The sequence below is a fragment of the Alkaliphilus peptidifermentans DSM 18978 genome, from assembly GCF_900101495.1.
Taxonomy (GTDB): Bacteria; Bacillota; Clostridia; order Peptostreptococcales; family Natronincolaceae; genus Alkaliphilus_C; species Alkaliphilus_C peptidifermentans.
On the sequence record NZ_FMUS01000023.1, the window covers coordinates 13,410 to 34,315 of the forward strand.

The 20,906-nt window shown below is 34.1% G+C and carries 17 protein-coding genes and 1 other annotated feature; of the genes, 4 read left to right on the forward strand and 13 right to left on the reverse strand.

Going from position 1 to position 20,906, the window contains the following annotated elements; all coding sequences use genetic code 11:
- Window positions 1-156: 156 nt before the first annotated feature.
- On the reverse strand, window positions 157-1,554 hold the full coding sequence (locus BLP68_RS15285) for an MATE family efflux transporter (RefSeq protein WP_091545495.1): 1,398 nt from the start codon (window positions 1,552-1,554) through the stop codon (window positions 157-159).
- Between the two features lie 184 nt (window positions 1,555-1,738).
- Here BLP68_RS15285 and BLP68_RS15290 point away from each other — a divergent pair, with 184 nt between their 5' ends.
- Window positions 1,739-2,578, forward strand: coding sequence for a helix-turn-helix transcriptional regulator (locus BLP68_RS15290; protein WP_091545496.1), 840 nt, complete (start codon window positions 1,739-1,741; stop codon window positions 2,576-2,578).
- Between the two features lie 55 nt (window positions 2,579-2,633).
- Here the strand turns inward: BLP68_RS15290 and BLP68_RS15295 are convergent, their stop codons facing one another.
- Both BLP68_RS15295 and BLP68_RS15300 read right to left on the reverse strand, forming a co-directional pair.
- The gene (locus tag BLP68_RS15295) at window positions 2,634-4,001 is read right to left on the reverse strand and encodes an MATE family efflux transporter (RefSeq protein WP_091545498.1); all 1,368 of its coding nucleotides are present in this window, start codon (window positions 3,999-4,001) and stop codon (window positions 2,634-2,636) included.
- A gap of 237 nt (window positions 4,002-4,238) precedes the next feature.
- Window positions 4,239-7,835 (reverse strand): 5'-nucleotidase C-terminal domain-containing protein, encoded by a 3,597-nt coding sequence (locus BLP68_RS15300; RefSeq protein ID WP_091545499.1) that lies wholly within the window; start codon window positions 7,833-7,835, stop codon window positions 4,239-4,241.
- Between the two features lie 259 nt (window positions 7,836-8,094).
- Between BLP68_RS15300 and BLP68_RS15305 the strand changes: the two genes are divergently transcribed.
- The gene (locus tag BLP68_RS15305) at window positions 8,095-8,424 is read left to right on the forward strand and encodes a hypothetical protein (RefSeq protein WP_091545501.1); all 330 of its coding nucleotides are present in this window, start codon (window positions 8,095-8,097) and stop codon (window positions 8,422-8,424) included.
- Window positions 8,425-8,527: 103 nt separating this feature from the next.
- On the opposite strand, the gene BLP68_RS15310 is transcribed toward BLP68_RS15305, so the two are convergent.
- A complete protein-coding gene (locus tag BLP68_RS15310; RefSeq protein WP_091545502.1) occupies window positions 8,528-9,580 on the reverse strand; it encodes a DmpA family aminopeptidase in 1,053 nt (350 codons plus the stop codon).
- 161 nt (window positions 9,581-9,741) lie between these two features.
- Window positions 9,742-10,803 carry a hypothetical protein gene (locus tag BLP68_RS15315; protein WP_091545504.1) on the reverse strand — a complete coding sequence of 354 codons (1,062 nt, stop codon included), beginning with the start codon at window positions 10,801-10,803 and terminating at the stop codon, window positions 9,742-9,744.
- Window positions 10,804-11,016: 213 nt separating this feature from the next.
- Window positions 11,017-11,230 (forward strand) — a binding site (T-box leader).
- 51 nt (window positions 11,231-11,281) lie between these two features.
- Between BLP68_RS15315 and tyrS the strand changes: the two genes are divergently transcribed.
- Entirely contained in the window at window positions 11,282-12,505 is a 1,224-nt protein-coding gene (gene tyrS / locus BLP68_RS15320; protein WP_091545506.1) for a tyrosine--tRNA ligase, read from the forward strand.
- 55 nt (window positions 12,506-12,560) lie between these two features.
- On the opposite strand, the gene BLP68_RS15325 is transcribed toward tyrS, so the two are convergent.
- The 5 genes from BLP68_RS15325 to BLP68_RS15345 form a co-directional block, all read right to left on the reverse strand.
- Window positions 12,561-13,961, reverse strand: coding sequence for an FAD-dependent oxidoreductase (locus tag BLP68_RS15325; protein WP_091545508.1), 1,401 nt, complete (start codon window positions 13,959-13,961; stop codon window positions 12,561-12,563).
- Window positions 13,962-14,140: 179 nt separating this feature from the next.
- The gene (locus BLP68_RS15330) at window positions 14,141-14,416 is read right to left on the reverse strand and encodes a putative Se/S carrier protein (protein WP_091545510.1); all 276 of its coding nucleotides are present in this window, start codon (window positions 14,414-14,416) and stop codon (window positions 14,141-14,143) included.
- Window positions 14,417-14,426: 10 nt separating this feature from the next.
- Window positions 14,427-14,642 carry a sulfurtransferase TusA family protein gene (locus BLP68_RS15335; RefSeq protein ID WP_091545512.1) on the reverse strand — a complete coding sequence of 72 codons (216 nt, stop codon included), beginning with the start codon at window positions 14,640-14,642 and terminating at the stop codon, window positions 14,427-14,429.
- Window positions 14,632-15,744, reverse strand: coding sequence for a YedE family putative selenium transporter (yedE, locus tag BLP68_RS15340; RefSeq protein WP_091545513.1), 1,113 nt, complete (start codon window positions 15,742-15,744; stop codon window positions 14,632-14,634). Before yedE ends, BLP68_RS15335 begins: the two co-directional genes overlap by 11 nt.
- Window positions 15,745-16,007: 263 nt before the next feature.
- Window positions 16,008-16,505, reverse strand: a complete 498-nt coding sequence (locus BLP68_RS15345) for an arsinothricin resistance N-acetyltransferase ArsN1 family A (RefSeq protein ID WP_091545515.1) — start codon at window positions 16,503-16,505, stop codon at window positions 16,008-16,010.
- 232 nt (window positions 16,506-16,737) lie between these two features.
- Between BLP68_RS15345 and BLP68_RS15350 the strand changes: the two genes are divergently transcribed.
- Window positions 16,738-17,586 carry a DegV family protein gene (locus BLP68_RS15350; protein WP_091545517.1) on the forward strand — a complete coding sequence of 283 codons (849 nt, stop codon included), beginning with the start codon at window positions 16,738-16,740 and terminating at the stop codon, window positions 17,584-17,586.
- Window positions 17,587-17,815: 229 nt separating this feature from the next.
- Here BLP68_RS15350 and BLP68_RS15355 read toward each other — a convergent pair whose 3' ends face one another.
- The 3 genes from BLP68_RS15355 to BLP68_RS15365 all read right to left on the reverse strand — a co-directional run bounded on the left by BLP68_RS15355 (window position 17,816) and on the right by BLP68_RS15365 (window position 20,802).
- Window positions 17,816-18,748: a DUF362 domain-containing protein gene (locus BLP68_RS15355; RefSeq protein WP_091545518.1), complete on the reverse strand. Its 933-nt coding sequence runs from the start codon at window positions 18,746-18,748 to the stop codon at window positions 17,816-17,818.
- Between the two features lie 71 nt (window positions 18,749-18,819).
- Window positions 18,820-19,968 (reverse strand): DUF362 domain-containing protein, encoded by a 1,149-nt coding sequence (locus BLP68_RS15360; RefSeq protein ID WP_091545520.1) that lies wholly within the window; start codon window positions 19,966-19,968, stop codon window positions 18,820-18,822.
- A 15-nt stretch (window positions 19,969-19,983) separates the two neighbouring features.
- On the reverse strand, window positions 19,984-20,802 hold the full coding sequence (locus BLP68_RS15365; protein ID WP_242877002.1) for a Cof-type HAD-IIB family hydrolase: 819 nt from the start codon (window positions 20,800-20,802) through the stop codon (window positions 19,984-19,986).
- Window positions 20,803-20,906 lie beyond the last annotated feature (104 nt).

Sequence of the window (20,906 nt, forward strand, 5' to 3'; positions counted from 1 at the left end):
TCCATGAATGTTTTATACATTAATGTATAATGGTTTTTATCTTAAATTTCTGCTAGACTGAGAAAATTATTGCCAGAACATAAATACTACCAATATAATAGTATCATTGATCACCACTACCTAGTAGAGCAGGAGATTTTTTCAATGATTCAATTATTACTCAGTAGCAATCAAAAGATTGTATTGTCCTTCTTTTCTCATCTTCTGAATGACTATAAAACAAATAGTTATTGCTATTATTCCCACCATGCTATTGCTTATCATCATGGCTATACCTACGCTTTCACTTCCCAAGCTAGTGAAGTTTTGCAGTATATACAGGGGCGGAATTCTAAATAAAAATAAGCGTAAAAAATTAATAATCAAGGATAATCTTGTATATCCAAATCCATATAATAGACCCATTGCCGCAGATGTTACTGTTAGTGTAATTAAGGCATATATTTCAAACTTTAATATGTTTTTTATTTCCCCAGCAAACAGCACATCGCCTCTAGCAAACAATGATATGATACCATCAATAAATGTAGTTGTAAATAAAAAACCTACTCCACCTATTATCAAACTAATAATCACAGTCTTTTTAAATGCATCAATAGCTCTCTCGAAACTATCATTTCCTAAATTTTGACTAATAATAGAAGCTTCTCCATCTTGAAATCCATTGGCAACACTTGTAGCAATACCGGCAATATTATTGGATACTCCAAGGGCTCCAACCACCATACTTCCATAGAAGGCACTCATGGAATTTACTATAACCTTACCTAGACTAAAGGTAAATCTCTCAAAAAATATTGGAAGTGATAATGTTATTATAGGTTTTAAAGTTTTCATTGATAGGTCTAATTCTTTAAAGGACAATCTAAATACATTGTCCCGATGCATTAGATTGGATAATCCTATTATCGTTAGCAATAAATGTGCTATCAGAGTTGCTACAGCCATCATTGTAATACCGAAATTATAGACATAAACAAATAATGCTGATAGTAATAATTTTACTCCGATAACCATTAGATTTAGATATAATATCTTCTTTGTATTTCCCTTTGCTTTTTCCACCGCTATATAGACATTATTAATAAATATGGTAATAATCATAAGTATCTCAACTTTGAAATAACTACTACCTGCACTTATTAGATCTTCTGGTGTATTGGCTATTCTTAGAATAGGAGTGATAAAGGGAAGCATTACTATTAGTAATGTTAGTCCAATACCTATAGAAAGAAATAGTACTGTATTTACATACTTTTTTGCATTTTTGATATCACCAGCACCATAATATCTTGCAACAATTATTCCACCACCTACCGCTAAGCCAGCACCTATTGCAGCTAACATGGTCTTGATCTGTGAAAGATAGGCTATGGCAGAAACCACCTCTGAGCTTATATGGGAAGCCATCATGGTATCCACAAAGCTAAATAAATGATTAAAACCATTATAAACTGCTAACGGTAGTGAGATAGCCATCACAACCCTCCACATATCACCAGCTAAAACGAATTGCCTTCTTTCACTATCCTTCTTGCTTAAAATAGCTTTCATTGTAATTGTCCTCACTTATGTCATTTAATACAAGTTACTTTTCAGTAATAACATGCAATATACTTTATTATAAATTAAGACCGTATAACATTCTGCACAGATTTTGCTTATTTTTAGCTTTTATATGCATATTTTGCTTTAATTAATTATAAATGATGATATAATTATTTCGAGGTGATAAATTATGGAGAAAAAAAATGTTGATTTTCATTATCCAGATGAATCCTTTTTGTTCTCATATAGAGAAGTTGTAGGAAATTTTACAATGCTGTCTAACCACTTTCATAACCAGTTTGAACTTTATTATCTTTTATCTGGCGAAAGATATTATTTCATTGAAGATAGAGTTTTCCATATAAGACCAGGTAGCTTAGTTTTAATAAACGAGCATGATCTCCATAAAACAACTGATGCTACATCTCAACATCATGAAAGAATTCTAATAAATTTCGGTAAGGATTATTTTCAGTTTTCTCCCAGTATTATGAGTCTCTTAAATGATCTCTTTACAAAAAAAAATAATGTTATTACATTATTATCTATTGACAAGCAATACATGGAAGCTTTATTCATCAAAATGATTCATGAAATTGAAAACAAGTCCATTGGTTTCGAGATTAATTTACAATCCCTCTTAATGGAGCTTTTAGTATATATTAGAAGATTTATAGAGGAAAATAATACAGCTGAGCAGCCAAGTCAAATGCATAAAAAAATACTAGAAATAGTGCAATATATAAATAATAATTACAGCAGTGCATTATCCTTGCCGTTAATTTCGAAGAAGTTTTTTATAAGTCAGTATTATTTAAGTAGAGCTTTTAAGCAGACAACTGGTTTTACCTTTATTGAATATGTAAATAGTGTTAGAATTCGTGAGGCTCAACGATTACTTAGGGAAACAGACGATAAGGTAATTGACATAGCTGAAAAAATAGGGTATGGAAACATATCTCATTTCGGAAGGGTATTTAAGGAGGTTACCAGCTTTACTCCATTAAACTATAGAAAACTTAACAAATAAGAACATCTGGCTTTTATATAATTAGAGTTCTTATTTTACTATCTTCGTGTTTTCATTAAATCTTAACATATTTCCAATGACCTCCTTTGAATCTCCAAAAAAGTATAAAGTATCGTAATATCTGATCTACACATATACCTAGCCATGCACCCATAAGCCCAAGCTTAAAGCCCACAACTAAAACATAGGCAACGGTTATTCTAATACCCCAAATACCTGCTATTGTTGAATACAGGGGCCATTTTGTATCTCCTGCTCCTCTAAGTGCACCAGCTAAAATTAACTGAGATGACTGAAATGGTTGTATTAAAGCTATTACTTTTAAAACACCGGAGGTATTTTGAATAACCTCAATATCATTACTAAAAAGACCAGCTATTTGTTTAGAAAAAATGAAAAATATCACGCCTATTATTGTAGCAATAATACTTCCTAAATGTCTAGTTTCCTTACCATACTCCTCTGCCAGTGTTCTTTTTTCAGCACCAAGACTTTGCCCTATTAAGGTTGATGCCGCCATCCCAAATGCCATTCCAGAAGTGAAGGACAGTGACAAAACACTTACAGAAATTTGATGAGCTGCATATACTGCTGTTCCAAGGCCAGAAACTACCCTAACAAAAATAAGGTTACCACTTCTTAGAACAAATTGCTCCATTGCCGATGGCATACCTATTCTTACTATCTTTTTTATGGTTTTGATATCCCAGTGAAATATTTCCTTTAATTTAAGCTTAATATCTCCTTTGCTACTACATAATAAATAGGTTAGAAGCACAAAGGCCAATACTCTTGATAAAAAAGTGCCAATTCCTGCACCGGTTACTCCCAATTCTGGCAAACCCATTCTGCCAAAGATAAGTAGATAATTCATTAACACATTAATAATATTTGATACTACATTAATAATCATAGGTGTTTTGGTATCTCCACTTGCCCTCAATACAGAAGCAATAGATAAAGCAATATTTTGAAATATTACACTAACTAAGACTATTTTAAAATAATTTAATCCAATACTTATTACCTCATACTCTGCCCCCATAAACCGATATATTCCTGCTACAGTGAAAATAGCAGGAAATATAATGACGATTGAAAGCATCCCTGTTATAATTATCAAATGTCTTGTGGCAGAATTAGCATCGCTATATTTTTTTGATCCAATTCCCCTTGATACTACTGCTGCACCACCGATATTTAGCGCTTGGAATACAGCCATAATTAAAAATATTGGTTGATTAACTAAACCTACAGAAGTTATAGCAGCTGCCCCTAATCTACCCACCATAATCATATCTATAGCTCCAAATAAGGATATTAGAATTAATTCTGTTACTGCAGGCCATGCTATTTGAATTACATTTTTCCTTAGCTTTTTCCGATCACTGGCTTCAATACTTATTACTGCTGATGCATCCATACAAGCACTCCTTATTATATAAATGTTTCAATTTATTTCGATATGCTAAATTTTCACACTTCTAATTTTACCAAATTTATTGCTATTTAACAAGTTGTTATACAAATATAGGAATCTAGTTATATTTTATGCATAAAAAAGTCTACCAGTTAAAAATTTAAAACATACTTAACACTGTTAATAATTTCATATAAAAAGAAGCAGTTCCAAGGAACTGCTTCTTTTTATAATATTTAATTATTCAACAATTGAAATTCTTCCTTCTACCGTTGGAATTTCAACACCAGTCTGTAAATAGTTTATTACTGTTGTGCTTAATACTTCACCAGTATCTGCTAAGATTTTAGCTTCCTTTAACCACTCATATCCATCTCCACCAGCTGCAACAAAGTCATTAGTTGCAACAGTATAGATTTCATCAAGCACTAAAGCTTCTCCAGCAATTAGGACCTCAACAACCTTTTCTCCCTCTGGTTTAGATGGGTCGTAGGTGAATGTCATTCCAGAAATATGAAGGAAGCCTCCATTTTGCTCTGGATATAATCTAACGCTATATTCCAAACTCTTTAGCAATTGCTCTCCAGTCATTTCCATTTTAACTACAGTATTTGCAAATGGAAGTACTGTCATAATATGCTCTAGAGTTACTTCTCCTTCTGGAACACTTGCACGGATTCCTCCACCATTTGTAAAGGCAACTTCTGCTCCAACAGCCTGACGCATTGCATCAGTAATAAGATTTCCTAGATTTGTTTCTTTAACTCGTACATCTTCTCTTGCTCCATCTAAAGTAACATCAACTTCTGCAATTACTTCCTGTAACGCTGTTTCCACTTCAGACTTATAGATGTTTAGAAGAGCATCAACCTCTGCTTTTGGCTTTATGTTGCTATTATCTCGAACTAGATGGCCATTTACTCCAATGAACTTTCCATTATAGTAAAGTATATTTGTAATTCCTACTGCTTTTCCATGCTCGTATGCTTGTGTCACATATGTATCAGCTATTCTTACTGGCTTTTCATACGTGCTGTGGCTATGTCCACCAAGTATTAAGTCTACTCCTGAAACCTCAGCCGCAATTCGCTCATCTGTATCATTTCCGGCATGGGATAAAACAATAATATGATCTACTGTACCTTCTAATTCATTTACATAGCTTTGTACTACTTCTACTTCATCCTCAAATGTTATACCTACAGTATTATTTGGATGAGTTTTTACAGCTGTATCTGTTGCAGTAACACCAATTAATGCAATTTTCTTACCCATTTCTTCAATTATTACATATGGTTTTAGCAAAGTTTCTTCATTATTTTTAACAACATTTGCACTTATAACTGGAAATTTAGCTGCATCAACCAGCTCTAACAATCTTTTCTGACCATAGTTAAAGTCATGGTTACCTGGAACCATAGCATCATAGCCCATTAGGTTCATAGCCTTGACAGCTGCATCACCATCATTAAATACTACATAATTAGTACCGTGGAAAGTATCTCCCATATCAAACAATAATGTGTTTGTATTGTCTTTCTTAATGTTATCTACTATTGTAGCTATTTTTGCAAGACCCATTTCTCCAGCACTTTGATTATATAGAACTCTACCATGCATATCATTTGTGTGTACGATAGAGATTTTATCAAAGTCTACTAAATAACTATTAAGAATTTTGGCCATTTCTCCCCATTTGATTACTGCATCAGGTCTAAATGTACCATCACTGTATCCACCTACAAGGCCTAATTGTACAGCAGCCGCCATTGATTCTTTAGCCCATGGGCTAATTTTATCTTTATCATTGAATTGATCAAGAACAGCTATGTCATATTCATCTGCTAAGTTTAAAGCTCTAATTAAGAATACAAAGGCTTGCTCTCTTGTAACTTTTTCATTAGGTGCAAAACTTGTTTCACTTACACCACCAGTAATATCTAGTAAATAAGCCGCTTCAATATAAGGTGCTAAATTAGCTTCTACATCAGAAAACCTATATTCTTCGATATCTGGTATAGTAGGTAAATCTGCTCCTAAAGCTTTAACTAAAGCTTTTACATATTCGCCTCTAGTCGTTTGCTTTTCTAAATTAATACTATGGGCATTCCATGAACGTTCATGGGCAGGAATTTCAAAAATTTCTTTATTAATTAAGTTTACAGCATCTTCTCTTGCCCAATGGGTTAATGGAGCACCAATAACCTCCCAGTTGTTATCAACTTCTGGCTCAAGAATTCCCTTCTCGCTAATATAATCTAAAATATAGCTTCTTAATGACTTAGGATCTGAAACAAAGTATGCATCATTACTAATGATACCTAAATTCTCTAATCCACTAAATCTGTAGTTATTAATAGCCAATTTAAATACTTGATCATCCTTTACTGGCTCTCCCTTAAAGGTTAAATCAACTATTCTATTTCCAGGCTCCTTTGAAATGTCTATCTTGTAATCTACTCCCTGGAACATATCATAATTATAACCTCTGATTTCTGGGTTAAAGCTTATTGTAATATCTCCAGGCTGATATGTGTTATAGTAGCTAGCAGACCATTCCATATAATCCTTTAATTCACTACCAGTTACCTCTACTGCATATAGTGTATTAGGATATTTATAAATTCCAAATATGTCTCCATAGGAAACAGGTCCCTCTTTAATATTTGAGTAGTTATCAAATAACGCCGCAGCAGCTATATCTGCTCCTGTATATTCAAGCTGTACATTATTAATTAGGTCAATAACAGCTGAATCCATCAATTGAGCTGCTGGAAGATACAGGCTTTTAACTTCATATTCAGGAACAAAATCTGCAGTTGCAGTAGCTACTGTGTTGCTTATGAAGTCTAATGTTCTTTGCTGCTCACTCTTTAAAGCATCTGCTAAATCTGCATTTGCTTCAAAATCTTGAGCTACTATTATTTCTGCTTTTCTATCTACAATTACCCACTTATCTCCTTGCTTTTCTAGGGTAATATCTACTCTTGCAATTTCCCTTGCTGCATTCCTTGGTGCAACAACAGGAACCCCATTAACCTCCATGTTTTTAGTGTCATGATCATGACCTAAAAGCATCATTGCCAATTGAGGCACTTTTTCTGTTATCAGACTTGCTTTAGAACCTTCATTTTCATATCTTCCCTCTAGACCAGCATGGGCAGTAGCAATAACTATATCTACACCCTTTTCTTCAGTTAACTCTTTATATAGCCTTTCAGCCTCTTCATGCATTGCATTAAACTTAAGGTTTGTAACCTTAGGTCCATCCCAAACTGGAATATTTGGTGTAGTTAAACCAATGATTCCAACCTTTATTCCATTTAACTCTACTATTGTGTACGGCTCGACAAAGTAACTATCGTCAGCCTTATAGAATGTGTTAGCTGAAAGCAATGGGAAATTGGCCTCGGCTTCAATTTTTTTAATAAGGTCTGTGCCAAAGTTAAACTCATGATTTCCTAAAGTCATAGCATCATAATTCATTAAATTCATTGATTTAATTACTGGATGTGGCTCGTCAATTAAAACAGTATTGAATAAGTCATCAGTTAATAATGTACCCTGAATAGTATCTCCATTGTCGATAAGAATTGTATTAGGGTTTTCTTCTCTTACTTGCTCTACTATAGTAGCAAGCTTTACCATTCCTCCACGATCATCAACACGATTATCTTCGTAGCTCCAGTTGAAGATAGTTCCATGAATGTCAGCGGTACCTAAAACGGTAATGGTTACTCTCTCTGCTGCATAGGCTACGTTTATCGGTGAAAACAAACCAATTACTAAAGCAACTACCAGCATCATTACACTAAGTTTTTTTACATTTCTCAACATTTGCATCCTCCCTTTTTTATATTTCTCCCTGTATGTCCATAATTTATGTATCATAGATTATGGACATACAATAATATTATTCAATATAATAAGTTTTTTTTCCTGCGTAATTATTAAAATAATACTAATAATCTGAAAGTTGTTAAGGGTTTACAAATTATATTATATATAATTGTAGAAGTGTTACATGTCAATTTGCTATATTAGGTATTATTAATTACCTTATTATAGGTAATACTAAACCATGGAGGTGAAATCTATGAGATTAATTGCTAGATTTATAGATGAACAACAAGCAAGTGGATTGATAGACAGCTTACGAATCATTGGTTTTCATCGTAAGGATATGATTGTAAGCAGTTTAGCCAAGGAACAAACCCACTTTACCTTTAGAGATGCTGTGGATGAAGTTACATTTATTAAAACCGAGGGAGATAGCTTAAATGAGCTGGACACCTTTGCAGCTGGCATACCCGGTTTAAAGGGCAAGGAAGGAGTTATAGTTGCTGTAGAAGCTTCAAAGCATGCTACCAACCGTATAAGAGAAGCTATGGAGCAGGCTGGGGCTGTTGAAATTATTCAAGATTAAAATCAATTAAATATCTGTCTGACTATTCTTGACTCCAAACTGAGAAATTTTTGACAGTCTGGAGTTTATTAATTTTACAACGACTCAATGATTTAGACATTTTTTACTTATAATATAAATGTATGTACTCCTTTAAGGATTTTCTATAATGGCCATTGCGGCCAAAAATTGTATCAGCTGCAATCATTGAATTTAAAATTGCTTCCTCTGTTGCCTCTACTGTTGCTTGAAAAATCATATCTATGTGTGCTTCATTAACCATTTGAATATTTATTATTTTATCTTCCTCATAATGATTTATTTTATTAGCAGTTGTAAAGGCAATGGCGATGTCACCACTTCCATGTCCAATGTAGGCGCCTGTTCTACTTAATCCAACAACAGAACGCTTGGCTATTCTTTTTAACTGTCTTTCTGTTACAGGTAAATCGGTTGCAACAATAATTATTATTGATCCCTTATCGCCATCTGTTTCTGCATTCCCTTCTAATTCCACAATTAACTTTCCAAGGGCTTTTCCATTGACTAATAAATCTTCCTTTTTACCCATATTTGACAGCACTAAGACCCCAATTTTATATTCCATATCATTAAAGGTAATTACTCTTGAAGCGGAGCCTATACCACCCTTTAACTGATAACACGACATACCTGTGCCTGCTCCCACAGAACCTTCACTGAACTCGTTTTTTGCATTTTTAATTGCATCAATTACATCTTTTTTACTAACATGTACTCCTCTTATATCATTTAAATAAGCATCATTACATTCTGCTACAACAGGATTAACAGTTCCGGTAGTTATACCAATGTCAGGATTTTTATCAATCATATAATGTATTAAGGCATCGGAGGCAATACCTATGTTTAATGTATTAGTTAAAATTATGGGAGTTTCAATAGTTCCCAATTCATTTATCTGGACAGTACCAAGGGTTTTTCCAAAACCATTTATTATGTGGGAAGCTGCCATCACCTTTTTTTTGAAGCAATTTCCTTCATGGGGAAGCACAGCTGTAACACCAGTATTAATATCACCATCCATCAGTGTAGTGTGTCCCACCTTTACACCTTCTACATCAGTTATAGCATTATATCTACCTGGTTTCATTTTTCCGATAATTATACCGTAATCCCTTAGCTTTTTTGGCTTCATTTTCCGCCCTCCTAAGTAAACTTATAGATAAGTAATTCTTTAAATATTAGTAAAACCCTCCCTATTTAAGCTACTAAAAAATAAAATCGTCTACAAGCTAAAGCCTCCTTATGATGAGGTTGTTTAAGTCAACAACATACCAAAGGAGGCTTAGGTCTTTATTAATAAGTCTTATAACTATTGATTGACGAAACTCTGCCTATATAAACCTGATCTATAATTATATTGCCATACTTTTTTCCATCTTCATTTAATATATTAAAGTATTCTTCCCTATAATTTATTCCATTAGTTGATTTTTGACTAGACCAATATCTTAACCCTACAATTTTTTCGTTATCCTTAATCCAGTTAAGAAACACAACAGTATGACCAGTATGATTTTCTCTTGAAAAATCGATGAAATCTCCTGCCCTTGCATCTTCTAAATTATTTATACGTCTTCCCACTCCATATTTTTCTAATGCAACGGTTAAATTATGGGTGCTTTTATTACTGCTTGCAACATACCAAGTTAAAACAAAATCATACAGCTGATCCCAGTTCATTCCATTTAAATCATCTGCCGATAGTCCTACTGCTCTGTTACGCTCTTGCATTGCTTTAAAAAACACTTCAAAGGTTATTCCTACACAGTGACTAGCTCGATCTCCCTTTGGATTAGCTCTTAATAGTAATGTATCTTTATAATACAGATTGGTTGTGACTCCATTATAATTTGCATAGTCTGTATTAAGTAAATATGGAGTACCAATGGGGTATGTCTTAATCATGTCCAAAACATATCTATTTAAGGTTTCATTTAATAACCGTTCCTGTTCTTTATTTTCTTTGTTACTATCGATTGAATCAGTTGAATTATTATGTTCTACTGCCTTATCTTTTTCTTCTGTTTTTTTTGTGTTTGCTTCATTTTTATTATCTTTCTTATTTTCATCATTTTTGACATTTTCCTCAATCCCTGATATAGCCTCTTCGTCCCGAGATATATCATCAGCAGCCTCTTCTTCACTTTCAATTTCATCAATTATATTTTCATTATCTGTTAAGTTTTCTTCTATACTTTCCTTTTCATCTTCAACATCTTCTATTTCAGCTATATCATTCAAGCTTGAATCCTCATGCTTCTGTGCGAATATGTAATATGAAGTTAAGGTTAGAATCGATAGCACAAAACTAATTAGTATAACCATTGTAGTAATTTTAAACTTTTTTTGTCCCATAAAATATCCCCTTTTTTAGCTTTTTACATAATTCTATTTTACTATGGTTATAGAAAAGTTTATATTGGTAATAGTTGTAATGTTTAGGTTCTGAAATAAAAGACATACTAATATTTAGAGCTATAATATAATTTATTAGAATAAATATTTATTTTTAGTAATTCACTTGTATTTAATGGTTTTTTTTGATAATATAATTCAAAATAATATAAATAGTAGACTATGAAGGAGTACATAAGTCTCCATGGTTACAATTTAGAGAGTAGGTTGGTTGCTGAAAAATCTACAGTACATGGATAGATGAAATACACTCTAGAGTTTTGAAGTAAAAGCTTCAACGGTTTCACCCGTTATAGTGATTAGAGGCATGTATTGTAATTACAATCATGTAAATAAAGGTGGTACCACGGGTCTTCTCGTCCTTTTTGGATGATAAGACCCTTTATTTTTGAAAAATAAGTCTTAGGAGGTAATAAAAATGACAAATGTTTTTGATATTCTTAAAGAAAGAGGATTCATAAAGCAAGCAACCCACGAGGATGAGATTAGAGAGCTATTAGGAAAAGAAGAAGTAACCTTTTATATAGGCTTTGATCCAACAGCCGATAGTCTTCATATCGGTCATTTCCTTCAGGTTATTACAATGGCTCATCTTCAAAGAGCAGGACATAAACCTATTTTTTTGATTGGTGGAGGTACTGCTATGGTTGGAGATCCATCTGGTAGAACAGACATGAGAAGGATGCTAACTCCCGAAGAAATAAATCATAACGGAGATCGTTTTATCCAACAAACAAAAGGTTTTTTAGATTTTACAGAGGATAAGGGGATTTTGGCCAATAACGCAGATTGGTTAATGGAGTTAGAATATGTTCCCTTTTTAAGGGAAGTGGGTAAGCATTTCTCTGTAAATAGGATGCTAACTGCTGAGTGTTATAAAAACAGAATGGAGAAGGGATTGTCCTTTCTTGAATTCAATTACATGATTATGCAAGCCTATGACTTTTTAGAGCTATACCGTAGACACGGTTGTCGTATGCAGCTAGGTGGCGACGATCAATGGTCTAATATTATAGCTGGAGCCGATTTAATTCGACGGATTGAAGGTGAATCTGCATATGGCATGACCTTTACTCTGCTTACTACCAGCGAAGGTAAAAAAATGGGTAAAACAGAATCTGGTGCAATCTGGCTTGATCCAGAAAAAACATCTCCCTTTGAATTCTATCAATACTGGAGAAATGTAGATGATAAGGATGTTGAAAACTGTCTATCTTTACTTACCTTCCTACCAATGGATGAGGTAAGAAAGCTTGGAGCTTTACAGGGTTCAGAAATTAATAAGGCTAAAGAAATTCTTGCCTTTGAAGTAACTAAGCTGGTACATGGAGCAGATGAAGCTACAAAGGCCGAAGAGGCAGCCAAAGCTTTATTTGGTCAAGGGGCTATCGGTGGTTCTGTTCCGACTACAGAAATAAGTAAGGATCAATTGAAGGATATGGATATTTTAGCCTTATTGATAACTACTGATTTGTCTCCTTCCCGTGGTGAAGGTCGTCGCTTGGTTCAACAGGGTGGTATTTCGATTAATGAGGAAAAAGTAACTGATTTTAATATGACAATTAGTGAATCGCTATTTAACAATGATACAATAATGATCAGAAAGGGAAAGAAGGTATATCATCAGGTTAAACTTGTATAGTATAAAAGCCCATGCTGCGTGAGCATGGGCTTTATTATATTATGGGGGAGAAATATTACTTACCTACTGCATTTTCACCTGCAATTTTACCGAATACAACATTACCCATTGTATCATTTCCATATACACGACCAGCTCCATATAATCCACCAAGAACTTCGCCAACTCCGTATAGTCCTGGAATCGGATTACCATTAGTATCTAGAATTTCTGTATTTTTGTTGAAGGCTAAACCACCCATTGTAAAGTGGGAAGCAACTTCAGCTTGTACTCCGTAGAAAGGTGCTGCTGTAACTTTACCCATAGTCTTTCTACCAAACTCATCTTCACCGTTGTTGTAAGCTTCAACAGTAGCTACTAAAGCTGCTGGGTCTAAGCCTAACTTAGTTGCCAATTCTTCAATTGTGTCTGCTGAAATCATTTTAGCCTTATCAATTGCAGCTTTACCATTGCCGGTTTCTGCAACATCTGCATCAAATATTACATATGCAACTCCACCATCTTGCTTCGCAACCTCTGGTACCATATCCCATCTGTGGGCTGTTTCATCTGTAAATCTAACTGCACTTTTATTAACTAGAATACCGCCAATTTCTTCATCACTTACTACTGTTTCTCTAATCCAATAGCCTGGAGTAGCTAAAGGTCTCATCATGTGGTGCTCCATATCAACAACATCTGCACCAATTGCAGTAGCCATTTTTATTCCGTCTCCAGTGGCTCCAGCTGTACTCATTGTACCTGTTCCACCACCATACTTAGGATTGTACTCTGCAATTACATCAGGAGCGTTTCCTAATCCACCGGTAGCTAATATAACTGCATTAGCTTTAACTGTGTATTCTCCATCCTTACCTTCTACCTTCGCACCAACAACCTTACCATCTTCCATTACTAATTCAGTTGCTTTTGTATTTAATCTGATTTCTAGGTTGTCGTACTTTTCTGCTTCTTTTCTATAAGCAGCAATCATTAATGATCCAAAGTGTCCTTCAACAGGCACAAGTGTCCAAGCCTCAGTTGCATGCATCTTGTATTCTAAGCCTAAAGACAATAACCATTCTAATCCCGCATTACTGTTTTCCGCTAAAATTGTTACTAGTTCTAAATTTGGTAAGTCCTTACCTTCCTTCATTGTTCTATCAATATGATCTTGAACTGTGAAGGTAACACCTGCTTCTTCTTGTATTTTTGTATCTGAAGCTGTAAGACCAGTAGCAGATATCATTGTGTTTCCACCAAGCATAGGCATCTTTTCTATAAGTAAAACATTTGCACCTTTTTCAGCAGCTGTTATTGCCGACACAAGACCAGCTCCGCCACCGCCGATAACTAAAACATCTACTTCTGTTGCTTTATCAGGTGTATCTACTTTAACTTCATTCTGTGTACATCCAACTAAAACAGTTAAAATTAAAACTAATGCTAGAGAAATTGCTAAACTTTTTTTCTTCATTATTTTCCCTCCATACTTTTCATTTTGTTGATAAATTAACAACGTTGTTGTTATAAAAATATCATACAATGAAAAATAGGATTAGGATATTTGTTAAATGTCCCTATTATAGTGACATATGTCCCTCGTTATAGTTTTTAGGCTGATGCTAAATAAAAATTATTATTATTTTTTACCTTTTATCCTTTGTCATTTAATAGCTTTACAAACCAGTTGTTTTTTTTCTGGTTCTCGATACGATGTATATCATCCATTTCAATATGATTATCTAAACAGATTTTTAGAATATCTGCTTTTTTTTCACATTGAAATTCTGCAGCTGTTCCACAGCTGGAGCTTACTTGCCTAGGGACAGGCATAAGCCTAACCTCATAATTAAATTCCTTTAAAATTTTCTCGAAATTTAGTGCATGATATGTTGAGTGAAATGTCATAACACAATAGTAATTATTCAAGATATCACCTTTATTTTCTTATTTTTAGTGCATATTCATCTTCTGCTTCTTCTACTTCTACTAAAAAGCCCTGATTTCCTGCATAGCGTTTAATGTTTTCTACCGCCACCATTGTATCGACTAACACCTTTACGATTTCACCATTGTAGTTTTCAAGGATCTGTTTAGTCATAATCACTGGCTCAGGACAAGATCTACCTCGTGCATCAATGATATTATATTCCAACCTCAACGCCTCCTTCTCTCTTCTTTAATCTAGCTGCCTTTTCCTTAGCAACACTAGCAATTACACTTAATCCAATTGCTAACGCAACAATAATACCAATAATGACCGCTACTTTGCCATTGGTAGTTACTCCAGCTGGGCTAGCAGCTAATCCAAAGTTATGGGCAAAGGCTGCTCCTGCCATTAACCCTATTATTGTTATTGTAGCGTCTCCATCTCCTTCACCAGCAAGTATAGTTTGTCTTAATGGACACCCTCCCAAAAGTACAGCAGTAATACCTGCAAGTGACATACCTAAAAAGTTCCACAAATGATCATTGTGTGCAATTGGTTGCCCTTCGAAGCCAATCTTAAAGGTTTCGAAGTTAAAAATTACATTACCTAGTAAAGCAAAAACAAATATACCTATTAATCCGATCATATAATGATAATCCTTAATTAACATAGCATCACGGAAGCCACCCGCAGTACAGAGCCTTGTTCTTTGTAGTAGTGCTCCAATTAACAACCCAGCACCTAATGCTAGAGTTACTGGCGCAGCCATAGAGCCAGGACCACTTTCGCTAAAGAAAATAAATGTTGGTGCTGCTACTAATAAGAGCAGAATTGCAACTGCAAAAATAGGCATAGTGTAACCAGCTGCAGTAGAATTAGTGGTGCTTTTTCCTAAAGTAAATCCTCTTTTTAGAAATTGAATACCTACCCAAATACCTGCTGTATACCCTATAATACCTGTAATAGCATTTAAATCACCATTCGCTAACCTTAGAATCATTCGTAATGGACATCCTAAAAACACGAGGGCGCCAATCATTAGAAAGAAGCCTAATATGAATCTCAGCAATGGAGATGATCCTCCACGGGGTTTAAATTCACCTTTTACCTTTGCCATTCCAAAGGCACCTAGAATAAATCCAGAAATCTCTGGTCTAAGGTACTGAACAACCGAAGCTCTATGTAGTCCTAAGCCACCTGCTATATCCCTAAAGAAACAAGCAACACAGACCCCCATATTTACTGGGTTTCCAAATTTAACCAACAGTGCTCCAAATAAACCTATAATTCCACCTGTTGCAATAATCTTGCCTTTATCTGTATTCATTTTCATCCTCCCTTTATAAAATCTATATATTTCATCTAGATTATATTAAATATTTAACAATATTAATAATAGAATTTATTTATACTAAGTACTCCTACTATAGATAAAGTTTTATAGGTTTTTTATGTCCTCTACAAAAATGAACCTACTTTAATAATAAAGAAGATTCTAGACTGAAGACAAAGAAAGATTTATATGACAAACTGGATTTTTATACTGAAGTATAAGATAAGTACATTAGTGCTTAGAGATGTTCCACAGTTTTATATGAGTAGCTTTTCCATAATTGTAACATTCACCCAAGCACCATTTATTTTTCCCTGTCGCTGATAAGTACCCACCTCTCTGAAGCCCATTGCCTTATAAAGATTTTTTCCAGCTTCATTATTATTGAAGGTACTTAAAACCAACTTATGGAAATCATTGGTGGTGGCTGCTATACACAGATGCTTTAAAAGCTCTTTTCCTAAGCCCTTACCCCTCATTTCTCTATCTATGTATATAGATATATCAGCCACACCATCATAAGCAGATCTTGAACTGAATATATTCAAGGAAGCCCATCCCTCTACTCTATCATTTTTTACTATCACCAATACCCTATATCTATCATTTCGTTGTATAAACCAGTTGTCCATTTCTTCAACTGTCCTTAGTCTTGTCTCTAGGGTAGCTAAGCCATCTTCTATTCCTTGATTGTATATCTTAGTAATTTCTTCAATATCATTTTGTGTTGCAGCTCTAACAGAATAAGTACACAATTATAACCCCTCCTTATATAATAAGATTTTATTTATTTGATATTAAACTGTATAATTAGTTGATACATGTATATTTTATTATACTATAATATTATTTTTACTTCATCATGAATATTGATATACTAACGATGTATTTGCTTTTAAAGGGATATTTTTACTATTTGGAGTTTGATATTTTTTTGTTTTTGAGTAATATAAATATTATAGGTATATTTATAAGGGAGGACTTTAAATGGCAAGTATAAAAATTATAACCGATAGCACCTGTGATCTTTCACCAACTTTACTAAAGGAACTAGATATTGCCATTGTTCCACTATATGTTGTATTTAACGAAGATAGCTATAAGGATGGTATTGATATTAATACTACTGACCTTTACTCTAGGGTTAATAAGCTAGGACAGTTGCCTAAAACTGCAGCTCCTTCACCAAATGATTTTCATGAAGTCTTTAAACCCCATATTGATAATGGAAGTGATATTTTGTACGTCGGCTTATCCTCTAAGATATCATCAACCATTCAAAATGCAAAAATTGCTGCAAATGAATTTCCTGACGGTCGCATTAAAATAGTTGATTCATTTAACCTATCAACTGGAATTGGTATTCTTGCGCTAAAGGCAGCAGAATATGCTAAGGAAGGATTATCTCTACAAGAGATTTCTGCAATACTACAAGAAAGTGTACCAAAGGTTAAAACTGCTTTTGTTATAAATACTTTGGATTATTTACATAAGGGTGGCAGATGCTCTGCATTGCAAAGCTTTGTAGGGGGAATGTTTAAAATCAAGCCAATTATTCAGGTTGTTGAGGGTAAGATGATACTTGGTCATAAAACCAGGGGTAAAATGGATAAGGCCCTAAAAACCCTTCTTGAGATCCTTCTAAAAGATAGGGAAAATCTAGATTTAAGTACAGTTTTCATTACTCATTCCGAGGCAGATGCAGAGGCCCAGAGCTTGAAGGAAGAACTACAGAGCCTGTTGCCCATAAAAAATGTAATAATTACAAATGCAGGCTGTGTAATTTCCAGTCACTGTGGTCCTAAAACAGTTGGTATTATTTATCTTACCAAATAAGATCTATTTGAATGAGTAATTAATTGAAGAAATAAATAATACCTGTTGGGGCGAACAACCCTAGTTGATGACAAAGCCATCAAAATGCAGACTGATCAAAAATCCTCAGATTTGAGGCGCAAAAATACCTAGCGAAGGCAGCGTATACAGAAATACGTAAGGGTGCTAGGTATTTGAAGCAACGAAGAAGATGGGGGTTTTTCATCAGTCTGCGGACAACTCTGTCCTCCTATTGATTACCATGTAAATTCTTAATTTGATTGTTTTTATCCAAAACTATCTCTTGATTATAGGCAGCCAACGAAAATATCTTTTCAGCCTCTTCTAAGCTCAACCCCTTCATTAGCATGTTTTTAGGGTCAGCTTCACCTATACCTTCCTTGTGTAATTGGTATATATAACTAACAGCTTGAGGCAAAAATCCCAGTAATCTCGCACCAATTGCATCTGCTGCAATGGCATCTGTTGAGGCTATAATTAACCCTTGAGTATTTACTGGTTTTCCGTCAGAGGGTCCAGTACCAATCATAGCCTTATCGACACTTAAAATAGCTAAATCAATAGGTATTTCTTTAGTAATTGCTGCAATAAAACCGTGAAGATCTTCATGTATACCTAATTTTTTCTTTGGAAAGCCGTGAATCTCAGCAGGTGGCCAACCTAAGGCTATATTTTTAACCGTTCCACTAATTGTAGCTTCTTCATGGACTTTTAGCTGGCTAAAGCTTATTAGAACATCAACCTCTTTGATAAGACTATTTATTTTAGTAGCTTTTATTATATTATGCTTTAGAAATAATTCCTCATAGGGTCCATAGTTTAAATCTATGAACTCTATCTTTTCCTCTTCTATAACTTTTTTATATCCAACCTTATTAAAGACATTTTGAGTTTCATCCCCACCAGAACCACATGCGACAGTAATCCTTCTGGGATTCAACTTCTTTATGTATTTTATTAATTCCCGTAATGTTTGAGGTCCAACAACAGTGCCAGTATTAGCTGGTTTTGCCTTCACCCAATTTGGTGTAATTACAACATGATCTCCATCTTTAATAATATTATTTATTGGTAATCCATTTAACGCCTCAGAAATAGCTTCTCCTTTTATAGCACTTCTTGAAATACATACAATTGGCTCTAATATCCTTTTACTTTTCACAGAAACCCTCCCTATATTTTATATATTAAGGGTTTCCAGTTGGTTAAATGCTATTCATTTCAGCTACCTATTTACATTCGTAGTAACCGATCAACTAACTTTTTGCGTTTTATTAGAACTGCCTTTTTGGGGCATAATTCTTGACAGCAGAAGCATCTAATACATTTTTTTAGGTCAACATAGGGCTTATTGTTTATCATTGTTATAGCATCTGGCGGACAACTAACTTCACAATCTCTACAACCAATACAATCCTTATGAACAAATACTGGTTTAGGCTGAAGTGTGTTCATTAGTATATTTTCTAGGAATACAGGCACTCTGCCCTTGATAAAATGTATGCTATTCATACTTGGTACTTTAAATTTTTCAACCTTGCATTCTTCAATTAATAAGCCTTTAATCTGACAATCTACAAGATTTTCATCAATAAAGCCCCTCTCTATACAGCTTCTTACAGAAGGAATATCAACTGGGTTAATTCCAATTATTTTGGCGGCAACAGCATCAAGATGATATGGACTTTCGGAAGCTAATACTAGTCCTACTTCTCTTGGGTTACCTGCTGATGGTCCTTCCCCTTCCATTCCAATTATCCCATCCATAAAAGACAATGTGGGCTTAACAAAGCTACATACATCCACCAGCATATTACAAAACTGATGTACATCAGGCATTTTAAAATGATAGTCTACTTTCTGTAATCCTGGTATTACTCCAAACATATTTTTTACTGCTCCTGTAAACACAGCCATTCCATGGGTTTTTAGTTTAGATACTGAAATAACAACATCTACCTCTTTAACTATTTTAATTAAATCTATTTTTTTAATAACTTCGCCTTCTGGATAATCCTCTTCAATTACTTCAATATTCTTGTTTAAAATAAAGCCACCTTCATTAGCTATATCCTCGATACCACAGGCTCGATAAATACCCTCCAGATGCTTTACTGTATATGGTCCTGCTGGACTATCACCTACAATAACTTCGCATCCAAACTCGGTCAATAGGTCTCCTAAAGCTTTTACGAAAATAGGGTGTGTTGTTACAGCCTCCTCTGGCTTTTTTTTCATCAGCAAATTTAGCTTTAATAAAACCCGCTGTCCCTTCTTTACATACTTATCTAGTCCACCTAAATAAAATACACTTTCCTCAAGGGCTCTTCTAACATTATCGTACTCATAATCAATTGATTTTGTAATAGCTACAGTTTTCATTTTAGCTCTCCTAAACTATAAAACAAGTTTTTCTATACCACGGGCTACTCCATGCTGATCATTTGAATCAGTTAAGTAATCGGCTTTATTTTTTACTTCTTCTTCACTATTGCCCATAGCTACAAAAGCAGCTACATGGTCTTTCATTGATAGGTCATTATAGTTATCTCCAAAGGCAATAATCTCTTCTCTTTTTATATCCATAACCCCTGCCAGCTTTGATATGGCCCTTCCTTTAGAAACACCTTGGTTCATTATCTCCAAATTATTATACCATGATTTATCAACTTCAATGTTTTGAATACTATTAAAATCCTTTCTTAAAGTTTCTAACTTCTCTCTATCTTCATCTACAATTACAAATTTTAGTATTTCCAGATTGTTGTTAGTAATAAAAGAGACAACATCATCCAATGGTTCTATATGGATTACTTCATTGATTCTTTTTCTCCCTTTCCAATAATAGGTGTCGAGATAGTTTATTTTTTGACGATCCACATATAGCTTTTCTTGATCATAGAAGTGAAAATATATATCATTTTTCCTACATATTTCAATTATCTTAAGGGCATCCTCCAAATCTATAGAATTTGAGTATAATACTTTGTTATCGTGGTAATTTCGAATCAATGCGCCATTACAAGCTATTATTGGAGTTTGAATCCCTAAAATTTCAGCATAAAACCGTGCAGAAGTAAATATCCTGCCTGTTGCTATGGCTACCTTAATTCCAACCTCTTGTACCTTTTTTAATGCATTTTTATTCTCTTGGCTAACCTCATTTTCACTATTTAGCAATGTACCATCCATATCTAAAACAACAAGTTTATACAATTTTTCTTCCTCCTATAAGTTTAATTTTGTAAATATTTAATAAACTTTCTTAACAAGGATTGACAATTTATTAACGTTAATTTATAATTAGGGTGAATAATGGA

What these genes read in the sequence shown, in the direction of transcription:
- BLP68_RS15310 (WP_091545502.1), bottom strand. Translation starts at nt 9,580, where the DNA reads ATGAAGCCAAAAAAGCTAAGGGATTACGGTATAATTATCGGAAAAATG.
- BLP68_RS15360 (WP_091545520.1), bottom strand. Translation starts at nt 19,968, where the DNA reads ATGAAAACTGTAGCTATTACAAAATCAATTGATTATGAGTACGATAAT.
- tyrS (WP_091545506.1), top strand. Translation starts at nt 11,282, where the DNA reads ATGACAAATGTTTTTGATATTCTTAAAGAAAGAGGATTCATAAAGCAA.
- BLP68_RS15315 (WP_091545504.1), bottom strand. Translation starts at nt 10,803, where the DNA reads ATGGGACAAAAAAAGTTTAAAATTACTACAATGGTTATACTAATTAGT.
- BLP68_RS15290 (WP_091545496.1), top strand. Translation starts at nt 1,739, where the DNA reads ATGGAGAAAAAAAATGTTGATTTTCATTATCCAGATGAATCCTTTTTG.
- yedE (WP_091545513.1), bottom strand. Translation starts at nt 15,744, where the DNA reads ATGAATACAGATAAAGGCAAGATTATTGCAACAGGTGGAATTATAGGT.
- BLP68_RS15300 (WP_091545499.1), bottom strand. Translation starts at nt 7,835, where the DNA reads ATGTTGAGAAATGTAAAAAAACTTAGTGTAATGATGCTGGTAGTTGCT.
- BLP68_RS15295 (WP_091545498.1), bottom strand. Translation starts at nt 4,001, where the DNA reads ATGGATGCATCAGCAGTAATAAGTATTGAAGCCAGTGATCGGAAAAAG.
- BLP68_RS15350 (WP_091545517.1), top strand. Translation starts at nt 16,738, where the DNA reads ATGGCAAGTATAAAAATTATAACCGATAGCACCTGTGATCTTTCACCA.
- BLP68_RS15305 (WP_091545501.1), top strand. Translation starts at nt 8,095, where the DNA reads ATGAGATTAATTGCTAGATTTATAGATGAACAACAAGCAAGTGGATTG.
- BLP68_RS15285 (WP_091545495.1), bottom strand. Translation starts at nt 1,554, where the DNA reads ATGAAAGCTATTTTAAGCAAGAAGGATAGTGAAAGAAGGCAATTCGTT.
- BLP68_RS15325 (WP_091545508.1), bottom strand. Translation starts at nt 13,961, where the DNA reads ATGAAGAAAAAAAGTTTAGCAATTTCTCTAGCATTAGTTTTAATTTTA.